Here is an 11,885-nt window from a genome sequence, read left to right as displayed (position 1 = left end):
TTGACGATTTCCCTCTTAAGGCGTGGCGCGCGTATGTTCTACGGGAGGGTACTGTTCTTTTTGTGAACAAAAAGAACCAAAAAAACTTTCGACGGATGCTGCGCATCCTTAAGCTGCCGACAGCCCTGTTCTTCGATGCGCGCCGAGGAAATCTTGCCAAAACGCGTCCGTGCTTTTTGACGATTTCCCTCCTAAGGCGTGGCGCGCGGTTACTTTAAAGTAATAAAGGCCGCCCGCCGTGGCGCGAACGCGTCCGCCGAGCAGGCGGTGCGTGCCGCACTCCCGATTGGCCGCCTCTACCCCAACAGCTAATGGAAACCTCTACTCCTGCCGGATTTCCGACGCCTGATTCCGAAGAGAGCAGAAAAGCCCCGAAAATTTCGTTATTTTGCAACCTCATGATGCTCGATCCCGACAAATATCCCCCCCTGAATCTCCCGGCCGCCGACCTGCGGCTCCGCGCCGCCGGCCCGAAACCCGAAGTCTGGGACGCATTGCGACGCAAATGGCTCGTACTCACCCCCGAAGAGTGGGTACGGCAGCACTTTATCCGCTTTCTCACCGGCAGTCGCGGCATCGACCCTTACCGCATCGTACAGGAACAACCCCTCCGTATCGACGGATTCGCCCTGCGCGCCGACATCGTCGTCTACTCCCGGCAGGCCGAACCGCAGCTCGTCGTCGAATGCAAAGCCGCCGGAGTGACCATCACACAGGATGTATTCAACCAGGTGGCACACTACAACATCCGGCTCGGGGTGCCTTACTTAGTGGTGACCAATGGGTTGCGTCACTACTGCTGCCAGATCGACCACGCCGCCCGGAGCTACCGCTTCATCGACGAAATACCGCAACTGTAAATATGGCTATCCATCTGCAAGTCGAGTCGCTCACCAAATCCTTCGGCGAGCGCACCCTATTCGAAAACATCGCTTTCGGCATCAACGAAGGAGAGCGCATCGGCCTGATCGCCGCAAACGGGGCCGGAAAGACCACCCTGCTCAATATCATTGCCGGCCGGATGGACTACGACAGCGGCGCAGTCGTTTTCCGGCGCGACCTGAGGGTCGGCTATCTGGAACAGAATCCGCAGTTTCCGACCGGGACGACTGTGTTGGAGGCCTGTTTTCAGGGCGAAAACGAAACTGTCCGGACTTTGGCGCAGTATGAACAGGCTCTGGCCCGGAACGACACGGCGGCGCTCGACGCCCTGTTCCCCCGGATGGAGGCGCTCGGGGCGTGGGACTTCGAACAGCGGGCCAAGCAGATTCTCAGTCGGTTGCAGATCACCGACCTCGAACAGCGGGTCGAAACGCTCTCGGGAGGCCAGCTCAAGCGGGTGGCGCTGGCCGCGGCGCTGATCGTCGAGCCCGAACTGCTGATCCTCGACGAGCCGACCAACCACCTCGACCTCGAAATGACCGAATGGTTGGAAGAATACCTCGCCGGGCGGCGCATGAGTCTGCTGATGGTGACCCACGACCGCTACTTCCTCGACCGGGTCTGCAACGAAATCCTCGAAATCGACGACCGCCGAATCTACAGCTACAAAGGCAATTACAGCTACTACCTCGAAAAACGGCAGGAGCGGATCGACGCGGCGGACGCGACGGTGGCGAGGATGAAAAACCTCTACCGCAGGGAGTTGGAGTGGATACGCCGCACGCCGTCGGCGCGGTCGGGAAAGGCGAAATACAGGATCGACGCCTTTCAGGAGATTAAGGAGAAGGCGCACGTGAGGCGAAACGAGGCGGAGGTGCAGTTGGATGTGCGGCAGACCTATATCGGGAAGAAGATTTTCGAGGCGCTGCACCTCTTCAAACGGTTCGGTGAGCGGGTGATTCTCGATGACTTCAGCTACCTCTTCGCGCGCTACGAGAAGATGGGGATCGTGGGGAACAACGGCACGGGGAAGTCGACTTTCATCAAGATGCTCCTCGGTCTCGAACCGGTCGACAGCGGGGTGATCGACGTCGGCGAGACGGTGCGGTTCGGCTATTACAGCCAGCAGGGGCTGGAGTTCGATCCGGAGGCGCGGGTGATCGACGTCATCACGGCCATTTCGGAGAATATCACTCTAAGCGACGGCAAACAGATCAGCGCGTCGCAGTTGCTGACGCGGTTCCTCTTTTCGCGGCAGGCGCAGTACGACTATGTGGCGAAGCTGAGCGGGGGTGAACGGCGGCGGCTCTATCTCTGCACGATTCTGATGGCGAATCCGAACTTCCTGGTGCTGGACGAGCCGACGAACGACCTGGATATCCAGACGCTCAATGTGCTGGAGGAGTATCTGGCGGCGTTTTCGGGGTGTCTGATCGTGGTGTCGCACGACCGCTATTTCATGGACAAGGTGGCGGATCACCTGCTGGTGTTCCACGGCGAGGGGCGGATCGAGGATTTTCCGGGCAACTATACGGATTACCGCAGCCGGCAAAGGGAGCGGGAGGCGGAGCGGGCGGCGACGGCCAAGGCGGTGGCGGCGGCTCCCAAGGGGGCGGCGCCGGCGGCGGAGAGGCCGAAGGAGCGGGTCAAGGGAAAGCTGTCGTTCAACGAGAAACGGGAGTTCGAGCTGCTGGGCGAGGAGATTCCGCGGCTGGAGGCGGAGAAGGCGGTTATCGAGGCGGCGATGAGCAGCGGCTCTCTGTCTACCGAGGAGCTGATCGCCGAGTCGGAACGGATCGCGGCGCTGATCGACGAAATCGATGTCAAGTCGATGCGCTGGCTGGAGCTCTCGGAACTCTAACGGATGGGAGAAAACGAGTATGGACAAAGGGCTGAACAGGTGGACGCTGGCCTTTACGGCACGGTATGTCAGGAGGTACAAAAATCGGCCGGAACGGAATCGCTTCCGGTTCGCGATGGCGGGAACGGGACGCTATATGATCGACTGGGGGGACGGGACGGTGGAGCGGGGAGAGAGGATGCCGGAGACGCTGGAGGGGGGGAATTGCGGGCATACGTATCGACAGAGGGGGAGGTATCGGATCCGGATCGTGGGAGAGGAGGGCGAGTTGTGGCAGTTCGGGTGCGGGAGGAAGGAGGCGGAGGAGACTGGTTTCTCGGAGCTCTCGATGGAGGGGTGCGAGGGGCTCAGGAGGTGGGAGTGCGGGGGGATGGGGGGGATGCTGCCGGAGCTGGGGCGGTTGACGAGGCTGGAGGTGTTGGATTGTTCGCATAATCGCTTGTCGGAGTTGGAGGTCGGGGCTCTGGCGCGGCTGAAAATATTGATTTGTTCGGGGAATGACTTGAGGGGGCTGGAGGTCGGCGGGTGTCCGGAGTTGGAGGTGCTGAAGGCGGATTTTAATCGATTGGAGGGGGTGGAGCTGTCGAAAAATCGGAGACTGAGGGTGTTGGATCTGGGGGGGAACTGGCCGGAGCTTCGGAGGCTGGAGGTCGGCGGGTGTCCGGAGCTGGAGGTGCTGGAGTGTATGGGGAGCAATTTGACGGAGCTGGATGTGAGCGGGAACGGGAGGCTGAGGGTGTTGAACTGCGGCAGTAATGAGCTGTCGGCGTTGGATGTGACGCATTGTCCGGAGTTGGAGGAGTTGGATTGTGAGGGCAATCCGCTGACGGAGCTGGATGTGAGCCGGAACGGGAGGTTGAGGAGGTTGTCGTGTCGGCATGCGGAGCTGAGGGGGTTGGATGTGACGCACAATCCGGAGTTGGAGGAGGTGTGGGTCTCGGATAACGGGCTGACGGAGTTGGATGTGTCGCGGAATCCGAAGTTGGAGCGGTTGTGGTGTTACCGGAATCGGATCGGGAGGCTGGAGCTCGGCGGAAATGAGGCGCTCGAGGAGTTGAAGTGCGATGGGAATGAGCTGACGGTGCTGGATGTGTCGCGGAATCCGAAGCTGAAGCGGTTGTTGTGTTACCGGAATAAACTGAAGGTGCTGGATGTGAGCCGGAACGGGTTGCTGGAACGGCTGGCGTGCGATAAGAATGGGCTGACGGAGCTGGTGGTGGGCGGCAATGAGCGGCTGGTCTCGTTGGAGTGTTACGGGAATCGGCTGACGGAGGAGGGGATGAACCGGATCTATGATGCGCTGCCGCAGGGAAGGTGTGAGGAGGTTGAGGACGAGAAGCTGGTCAGCAAATTGGAGGTCGATTACGATCGGGCGGGGGACTACGGACGGGCGGAACGGAAGGGGTGGAGGGTGGTGCTGGTGGGGTGGGAGAAGGGGGATGAGGAGGATGGGAGGTTCCGGCGCAGTTAGGGTGGGGAGGGATAAATAGCATTATGGGGTGTATTCCGATCGGAATACACCCCATAATCGTTTGTAAATCAGATAGATAACTATCTATTTGTTGTTCTCCGGACGCAATTTGCGCACGGTCATCCCTGCTTGCCACATCTCGCTCTCGCGCAACTCTTTGAGCTCTTTTTCGAGCCCTTCGCGGTAGTCGGGTTTCGAGTTGCAGTCGATCGAACGCTGCGCTTCGTTCCCATTAGCCACTTCGCTATAAAGTTTCTGGAATACCGGCAATGTCGCATCCCGGAAGGGTTTCCACCAGTCCAGGGCGCCGCGCTGGGCGGTGGTGGAGCAGTTGGCGTACATCCAGTTCATCCCGTTTTCGGCTACGAGCGGCATCAGGGACTGGGTGAGCTCTTCGATGGTTTCGTTGAAGGCTTCGGAGGGGGTGTGCCCATTCTCGCGCAGTACTTGGTATTGTGCGGCAAAGATCCCTTGGATGGCGCCCATCAGGGTGCCGCGTTCGCCGGTCAGGTCGGAGTAGACTTCGCGTTTGAAGTCGGTTTCGAAGAGGTAGCCTGAGCCGACGCCGATTCCTAAGGCGAGAACGCGGTCTTTCGCTTTGCCCGTCGCGTCCTGGAAGACGGCGAAGCTGGAGTTCAGCCCGCGACCTGCCACGAACATCCGACGCAGCGAGGTTCCCGATCCTTTCGGTGCGACGAGGATGACGTCGACATCGGCAGGGGGCACGATCCCTGTCTTTTCCTTATAGGTGATCCCGAAGCCGTGGGAGAAGTACAAGGCTTTCCCGGGTGTCAGGTGTTTCTTGACGGTGGGCCAGAGGGTGATCTGGCCGGCGTCGGAGAGGAGGAACTGGATGATGGTGCCTTTTTCGCAGGCTTCTTCGATCTCGAAGAGGGTCTGGCCGGGTACCCAGCCGTCGGCGACGGCTTTGTCCCAGGTCTTGGAGTTCTTGCGCTGGCCGACGATGACGTTGAAGCCGTTGTCGCGCAGGTTCATGGCCTGGCCGGGCCCTTGAACGCCGTAGCCGATGACGGCGATGGTTTCGTCTTTCAGGATCTCTTTCGCTTTGCTCAGCGGGAATTCTTCGCGGGTGACGACGCTTTCTTCTACGCCGCCGAAGTTGATTTTTGCCATTTGTTTGTGGTTGTTTTTTTATGTCTGTTTTTTGTGGTTTCGGTGTGTGGGGTAAAGGTAGGGATTTATCGGCGAAGTTGCGATGTGCCGTACCTGTTTATTACATGAAAAATCGGTTCGGGCGAAGGGTGCCGGGTCATTCGCCTGCGGCGAGCTGGCCGAGGACGTTTTCCACGGAGGGGTCGTGCAGGACGAGGTTCTCGGAGCGGGTGAATTGAAGAAGCATGCCGCTGGTTTGGAGGTGGTCGCGCAGGGATTCGATCTCTTCTTTGGTGCCGGTGCGTTCGAGAACGATGTAGGCGGGGTTGATTTCGATCACGCGGGCGTTGTGTTCTTTCAGGGGGGTGTCGCCGCTGTGGCGGAAGGCGTCGGGGGAGACTTTGTAGAGGGCGATCTGTTGGGTGGTGACGTCGCAGGCGCGGTATTTGTCGGCGCGGAGCACTTCGACGATGCGTTCGATGCCGCTCAGCACGCGGCGGGCGGTGTCTTCGCTGGTGAAGGCGTGGATGGTGAACATGCTGATCCCTTTCACGGCGGTTTCGCTCACTTTCAGGCTCTCGATGTTGATCTTGCGACGGGTGAAGATGGAGGTGATGCGGCCCAGTACGCCGACTTGGTTCTCGGTGAAGACGGTCACGATGTATTCGCGTATGGTGGGGTCGGTGTCGCGGTTGGGGGACATAGCTTTCTCTCTGGTTGGTCGATTACGGGTAATGTTGTAATCGAAGGGGTTGGTATTCAGTTCGTAAGGTCTGTTATTCACGGAATGTTTAAACATTGTTGCAACTTTATACTTTTTGTTTAAAGATTGCTGCAAAATGTATAAACTTTTTTTATACATGGGCGTTTTTGTACATGGGGCGGTGGCGAGCGTTGTTCGCAAGCCTTTTTTGTCCGCGCGCCATTCTTTGTTCGTGCGCCGGGGAAATCTTGTCAAAACGCACAAGTGCATTTTGACGATTGCCCTCTTAAGGCGGCGGCGCGTGCATTTGCTGACTGGCCGCCTCTACCCCTATTCTCTGTCCGCGCGCTGGCGGAAATCTTATTCAAACGCGAAACACGCGTTTGAATGATTTCCTACTTCAGCGATCGCGCGCGGGTCAAGCTTTGGTCCGGATAGAACCGTACCTTTCTTGAAAGAAAGGTACCCAAAGAACTTTCGTGATAGCTACGCTACTCCTTAGGCTCCGCAGGACTCAAGGGACTCTGTCTGTGTCCGCAGTGGACTATTGAGAATCTCTTTCCTAATGATGCCGGTCACTCGCTGTAGAGTAGGTCGTCTAACGAGGCGCCGCCGGGGATCATCGGGAAAACGTTGTCTTCTTTCCCGACGGCGACTTCCAAAAAGTAGGGGCCGGGGGTGGCGAACATCTCCCGAACGGCTGCCTGCAGCTCGCTCCGCTCGGTTACGCGACGGGCGGGAATATCGTAGGCACCGGCGATCCGGACGAAGTCGGGGTTTACGAGCTCGGTGGCGTTGTAGCGCTTCTCCATAAACAGCTGCTGCCACTGGCGTACCATCCCGAGGAAGGTGTTGTTCAGAACGATGACTTTAACGGGGATTCCCCAGTGGATGATGGTGCCGAGCTCCTGGATGGTCATCTGGAAGCCGCCGTCGCCGAGGAAGACGACTACGTCGCGCCCGTGTTCCTCTCCATCCCGACGGGCGGTTTCGTCGAGGGCGACTTTCGCGCCGATGGCGGCGGGCAGACCGTAACCCATGGTTCCCAAGCCGCCGGAGGTCACTAAGCTCCGGGTGTGTTTGTAGAGGGAGTAGCGGGCGGCCATCATCTGGTGCTGGCCGACGTCGGTCACAACGACGGCTTCGCCGCCGGAGGCTGCGGCCACGGCGCGGACGGTCTCGCCCATGGTCAGTGTATCCCGTTCGGGTTGCAATTGACGCCGGATGACGCGCTCTTCTTCGACGGCGGCATGGGAGGCGGCTAAGGCGAACCAGGCTTCGCGCGGTTTCCGGACGATATCGCCGGCGCTGAGCAAAGCGGTCAGGGCTTCGCGGGCGTCGCCGAGCAGGGCGAGGTCGGTGCGGACGTTCTTGTCGATCTCGACGGGGTCGATCTCGATGTGGATCACTTTCGCTTTCGGGGCGTAGGTCTTCAGGTTGCCGGTCACGCGGTCGCTGAAGCGCATGCCGATGGCGAGCAGAAGATCGGCCTCCTGGGTCATGAGGTTGCCGGCTACGTTCCCGTGCATGCCGACCATACCGATATATAAAGGATGGTCGCTCGGGATGCTCGAAAGGCCCATCAGGGTCGAGGCTACGGGAATATTTCCGGCTTCGGCCAAACGGAGTACTTCCTGTTCGGCACCGGAAATTTTCACGCCGTTCCCCACGAGGATCAAGGGTCGCTCGGATTCGTTGAGCAGGGCGATGGCGTCGCGCACGGCGTCGGGGTCGATGGCCGGATTGGGGTGGTAGCTCCGGATGCCGGTGCAGGGTTCCCACCGGTAGTCGCCGACGGCGGTCAAGGCGTCTTTGGTGAATTCGATGTACACGGGGCCGGGACGTCCCGATCCGGCGATATAAAATGCTTTGGCGATGGTGGGTACGATCTCGTCGAAGCGGGTCACCTGGTAGTTCCACTTGGTGATCGGGACGGTCATATTAATCATATCGGCCTCTTGGAAAAAGTCGGTTCCCAAGGCCGTTGACGGCACCTGTGCGGAGAGGCAGACGATCGGGGTGGAGTCGAGCATGGCGTCGGCGATCCCGGTCAGCAAATTGGTCGCCCCCGGTCCCGAGGTGGCCATGCAGACGCCGGTGCGGTTCGAGACGCGGGCGTAGCCTTGGGCGGCGTGGACGGCACCCTGCTCGTGCCGCGTCAGGAGGTGACGCAGTTCGGGGTAGTCCTGCAACCGGTCGTAAACGGGGGTGATGCTCCCGCCGGGGTAGCCGAAGACGGTCTCGACGCCCTGGTTGATCAGGGAGGAGAGGAGGGCTTCGGCGCCGCTGATGCGGGCTTTTTCGGTATATCTCATGATTCTGTCGCTCTGGTGGTTGATGTGGGGCTATTCGACGATCCGGACGGCGCCTTTGTCGGCGGAGGAGACCATGTGGGCGTAGGCGCGCAGGGCTTTGCTCACGGTGCGTTCCCGCTGGGGACGGAAGCCGCCGTTCGACTGAATGCGTTCCATGCGCCGGGCCAAAATGTCGTCGGAGACGGCCAGGGATATGGAGCGGTTGGGGATGTCGATCCGAATGGGATCGCCGTCTTCGACGGCGGCGATCAGGCCGCCGGCGGCGGCTTCGGGCGAGCAGTGGCCGATCGAAAGTCCCGATGTCCCGCCGGAAAAACGGCCGTCGGTCAGCAGGGCGCATGCCTTGTCGAGCTTGACGGTCTTGAGGTAGGAGGTGGGATACAGCATCTCCTGCATCCCCGGCCCGCCCCGCGGCCCTTCGTAGCGGATAATCACGACGTCTCCTGCCTTGACTGTCCCGTCCAATATCCCTTTGCTGGCCTGTTCCTGGGAGTCGAAAACGCGGGCTGTCCCTTCGAATACGAGGATGGAGGCGTCGACGCCGGCGGTCTTCACGATACACCCGTCTTTCGCAATATTTCCGTAGAGCACCGCCAGTCCGCCGTCTTTCATATAAGCGTGTTCGATGTCGCGAATACACCCCGTGGCCCGATTCCGGTCGTAGTCGGGGTACATCGCGTCCTGAGACCCCAAGTGGGTGTTGACTTCGGGCAGGTTCCCGGGGGCGGAGAGGTAGCGTTCGGTCTCTTCGCCCCGGGCACTGGCTCCGAGGTTGGCGATGTCGTACCGGGCCACAGCCTCTGCCAGGGTCAAGCCGTCGGCGCGTTTCACGGTGCCGTCGATCAGGCCTGCGCGAAGCAGGATGCCGAGGATGGCCATAATCCCGCCGGCGCGGTTGACTTCCTGTATGTGATAGGAGGAGTGGTTGGGGGCCACTTTACACAGCACGGGCAGTTTTCGAGACAAGGCGTCGATGTCGCGCATGGTGAAGTCTACGCCGGCCTCCTGTGCCACAGCCAACAGGTGCAGCACGGTGTTGGTCGACCCGCCCATGGCGATGTCGAGGCTCATGGCGTTGAGAAAGGCTTGCTTGGTCGCGATAGACTGCGGAAGAACGCTGTCGTTGTCGTTGAAATAGTAGTCGCGGGCGTTCTTGACAATCAGTTTTGCGGCTGCTTCGAAGAGTTTCCGGCGGTTCGTATGGGTGGCGACAATGGTTCCGTTCCCGGGCAGCGAAAGTCCCAAGGCCTCTGTAAGGCAGTTCATGGAGTTGGCGGTGAACATCCCGGAGCAGGAGCCGCAGGTGGGACAGGCGTGGCGCTCGATTTTCGAGAGCTGGGCGTCGGATATACTCGGGTCGGCGCCTTTGACCATCACGTCGATGAGGTCATAGGCCTCTCCGCCCACGATCCCCGCCTCCATCGGCCCGCCGCTCACGAATACGGCCGGGATATTCAGCCGCATGGCGGCCATCAGCATCCCGGGGGTGATCTTGTCGCAGTTCGAGATGCAGACGATGGCGTCGACGGTGTGGGCCTGGCACATGTATTCTACGGAGTCGGCGATCAGGTCGCGCGAGGGAAGGGAGTAGAGCATTCCGTCGTGGCCCATGGCGATGCCGTCGTCGATGGCGATGGTGTCGAATTCGGCGGCGTAGCACCCTTCGGCTTCGATGAGCTGTTTGAGCTCCTGGCCGATGCGGTGCAGGTGGGTGTGGCCGGGCACGAACTGGGTGAAGGAGTTCACGATGCCGATCACGGGCTGGCCGAAGTGCTCTTCTTTCATGCCGTTGGCGCGCCAAAGGCTACGGGCGCCGGCCATCCGGCGGCCATGGGTGCTGACGTCGCTGCGTAAGGGTCTCATGGTGGTTTGCGTTTTGGGCTTCTTTGCCGGTACAAATGAAGAACATAAACCCCTCCGACTCAAAAGGGAGTTCGGAGGGGTTTACGGATTCCAATGGGGAATTGTATTCTATAATAAACTTATTTTTAGTCTGTTGTGTCTTGTTTTTCTTCGGTGTCAAGCGGGTCTTTTTTGTCGCTCGCGGAGGGGTGGGCGAGGGGGTGGAGCTCCAGGGCGCTCCGAAGGTCGCGCAGTTCGAGGTGGGTGTAGATCTCGGTGGTGAGGATGGATTCGTGGCCCAGCAGCTCTTGTACGGCGCGGATGTCGGCGCCGCCCTGGAGCAGGTGGGTGGCGAAGGAGTGGCGGAGGGTGTGGGGGCTGATGGTCTTGGTGATGCCGGCGGCGGCGGCGATGCGGCGGATGATGGTGAAGATCATCACGCGGGTGAGCTGGTGGCCGTTGCGGTTGAGGAAGAGGATGTCGGAGGAGTCGGACTGGACGGGTTGTTCGTGGCGCCGGGAGAGGTAGAGTTCGAGTTGACGGAGGGCGGGGGGGGCGATGGGGACGAGGCGTTGTTTGTTCCCTTTCCCGGTCACGCGGATGACGTGGTCGGCGGTGAAGAGGTCGCTCAGGCGGAGGGTGACTAGCTCGCTGACGCGGAGGCCGCAGCTGTAGAGTACTTCGAGGATGGCGCGGTTGCGGTGACCGAGGGGGGTGCTGAGGTCGATGGTGTCGAACATCTGCCGGATCTCGTCGTAGGAGAGGGTGTCGGGCAGGCGGCGGGAGATACGGGGGGAGTCGATGAGCTCGGTGGGGAGGGTGTCGATACGGTCGGCGTGGAGCAGGTAGGAGAAAAAACTCCGGATGCCGCTCAGGGTGCGGGCCTGGGTGGAGTCGCCGACGCCGCTGTCGTAGAGGTGGGACATGAAGGATTCGATGTCGGCGGGGGTGACGTTCTCGGGGGCGACGGGCTGGGAACGGGTGAGCAGAAAGGAGGAGAGCTGTTCAGTGTCGCGGCGGTAGGCGTCGATGCTGTGGGCGGAGAGGTTCCGCTCGAATCGAAGGTAGTCGCGGTAGTTGTCCAGGGCTTGTTGCCAGGCGGTGGCGGGGGTGGGGGTGTTCATGGTTCGGGGTGGGTTGCCGGGCGCGGGTGGTTGTGCTGCCGGGGCGCGGGGCTGGCGAAAATACGTTCGGATGGGGCTAAATTACCTAAATTTGCACTAAATTTGACGTCTCATCGGAGAATTCATGAAAAAGATATTGATTATCAACGGGCCGAATCTCAATTTGCTGGGGGTGCGGGATCGGGAGGTGTATGGTTCGCGGACGTTCGAGGATTACCTGACGGAGCTGGTGGCGGAGTTCGAGGGGGTGGCGGAGCTGGATTATGTCCAGTCGAATGTGGAGGGGGTGTTGATCGATGCGATCCACGGGGCGAGGGAAATTTACGACGGGGTGGTGCTCAATGCGGGGGGGTATACGCATACGTCGGTGGCGCTGGCGGATGCGGTGGGGGCGGTGGCGGGATGCGGACTGGGAACGGTGGAGGTGCATATCTCGAACATCCTGGCGCGGGAGGAGTTTCGCCATGTCTCGCTGATCGCGCCGAGGTGCAGAGGGTCGATCATGGGCTTCGGGCTCGATTCCTATCGGCTGGCGATACGGAGCTTCCTGTAGGGGCTGCGGCTGCTCGTCGGG

At 60.4% G+C, this 11,885-nt stretch carries 10 protein-coding genes; 5 read left to right on the top strand and 5 right to left on the bottom strand.

Annotated features, from left to right (window positions below; all coding sequences use genetic code 11):
• From QZ302_RS06010 to QZ302_RS05995, 4 genes are all read left to right on the top strand, one after another.
• Positions 1-218, top strand: a 218-nt coding sequence (locus QZ302_RS06010; protein ID WP_294593623.1) for a hypothetical protein, incomplete at its 5' end; no start/stop codon positions are given.
• A gap of 180 nt (positions 219-398) precedes the next feature.
• Positions 399-860: a type I restriction enzyme HsdR N-terminal domain-containing protein gene (locus QZ302_RS06005; RefSeq protein ID WP_294593621.1), complete on the top strand. Its 462-nt coding sequence runs from the start codon at positions 399-401 to the stop codon at positions 858-860.
• A 2-nt stretch (positions 861-862) separates the two neighbouring features.
• Positions 863-2,743, top strand: coding sequence for an ABC-F family ATP-binding cassette domain-containing protein (locus QZ302_RS06000; protein WP_294593619.1), 1,881 nt, complete (start codon positions 863-865; stop codon positions 2,741-2,743).
• Between the two features lie 19 nt (positions 2,744-2,762).
• Positions 2,763-4,214, top strand: coding sequence for a hypothetical protein (locus QZ302_RS05995; protein WP_294593617.1), 1,452 nt, complete (start codon positions 2,763-2,765; stop codon positions 4,212-4,214).
• 84 nt (positions 4,215-4,298) lie between these two features.
• Here the strand turns inward: QZ302_RS05995 and ilvC are convergent, their stop codons facing one another.
• The 5 genes from ilvC to xerA all read right to left on the bottom strand — a co-directional run bounded on the left by ilvC (position 4,299) and on the right by xerA (position 11,311).
• Complete coding sequence (gene ilvC / locus QZ302_RS05990) at positions 4,299-5,348, bottom strand: ketol-acid reductoisomerase (RefSeq protein WP_294593615.1); 1,050 nt, start codon at positions 5,346-5,348, stop codon at positions 4,299-4,301.
• Positions 5,349-5,484: 136 nt separating this feature from the next.
• Positions 5,485-6,126: an acetolactate synthase small subunit gene (gene ilvN / locus QZ302_RS05985; RefSeq protein WP_294593613.1), complete on the bottom strand. Its 642-nt coding sequence runs from the start codon at positions 6,124-6,126 to the stop codon at positions 5,485-5,487.
• A gap of 479 nt (positions 6,127-6,605) precedes the next feature.
• Entirely contained in the window at positions 6,606-8,345 is a 1,740-nt protein-coding gene (gene ilvB / locus QZ302_RS05980; protein WP_294593611.1) for a biosynthetic-type acetolactate synthase large subunit, read from the bottom strand.
• Positions 8,346-8,375: 30 nt separating this feature from the next.
• Positions 8,376-10,208 carry a dihydroxy-acid dehydratase gene (gene ilvD, locus QZ302_RS05975; protein WP_294593609.1) on the bottom strand — a complete coding sequence of 611 codons (1,833 nt, stop codon included), beginning with the start codon at positions 10,206-10,208 and terminating at the stop codon, positions 8,376-8,378.
• 125 nt (positions 10,209-10,333) lie between these two features.
• On the bottom strand, positions 10,334-11,311 hold the full coding sequence (gene xerA, locus QZ302_RS05970) for a site-specific tyrosine recombinase/integron integrase (protein ID WP_294593607.1): 978 nt from the start codon (positions 11,309-11,311) through the stop codon (positions 10,334-10,336).
• 124 nt (positions 11,312-11,435) lie between these two features.
• Here xerA and QZ302_RS05965 point away from each other — a divergent pair, with 124 nt between their 5' ends.
• On the top strand, positions 11,436-11,864 hold the full coding sequence (locus QZ302_RS05965; protein WP_294593605.1) for a type II 3-dehydroquinate dehydratase: 429 nt from the start codon (positions 11,436-11,438) through the stop codon (positions 11,862-11,864).
• The last annotated feature ends 21 nt before the right edge of the window (positions 11,865-11,885 follow it).

The sequence above is a fragment of the uncultured Rikenella sp. genome, assembly GCF_910579375.1.
Classification (GTDB): Bacteria; Bacteroidota; Bacteroidia; order Bacteroidales; family Rikenellaceae; genus Rikenella.
This window is presented reverse-complemented; position numbering and strand designations above follow the sequence as displayed.

What these genes read in the sequence shown, in the direction of transcription:
- QZ302_RS05995 (WP_294593617.1), top strand. Translation starts at nt 2,763, where the DNA reads ATGGACAAAGGGCTGAACAGGTGGACGCTGGCCTTTACGGCACGGTAT.
- ilvD (WP_294593609.1), bottom strand. Translation starts at nt 10,208, where the DNA reads ATGAGACCCTTACGCAGCGACGTCAGCACCCATGGCCGCCGGATGGCC.
- QZ302_RS06000 (WP_294593619.1), top strand. Translation starts at nt 863, where the DNA reads ATGGCTATCCATCTGCAAGTCGAGTCGCTCACCAAATCCTTCGGCGAG.
- ilvC (WP_294593615.1), bottom strand. Translation starts at nt 5,348, where the DNA reads ATGGCAAAAATCAACTTCGGCGGCGTAGAAGAAAGCGTCGTCACCCGC.
- xerA (WP_294593607.1), bottom strand. Translation starts at nt 11,311, where the DNA reads ATGAACACCCCCACCCCCGCCACCGCCTGGCAACAAGCCCTGGACAAC.
- ilvN (WP_294593613.1), bottom strand. Translation starts at nt 6,126, where the DNA reads ATGTTTAAACATTCCGTGAATAACAGACCTTACGAACTGAATACCAAC.
- QZ302_RS05965 (WP_294593605.1), top strand. Translation starts at nt 11,436, where the DNA reads ATGAAAAAGATATTGATTATCAACGGGCCGAATCTCAATTTGCTGGGG.
- QZ302_RS06005 (WP_294593621.1), top strand. Translation starts at nt 399, where the DNA reads ATGATGCTCGATCCCGACAAATATCCCCCCCTGAATCTCCCGGCCGCC.
- ilvB (WP_294593611.1), bottom strand. Translation starts at nt 8,345, where the DNA reads ATGAGATATACCGAAAAAGCCCGCATCAGCGGCGCCGAAGCCCTCCTC.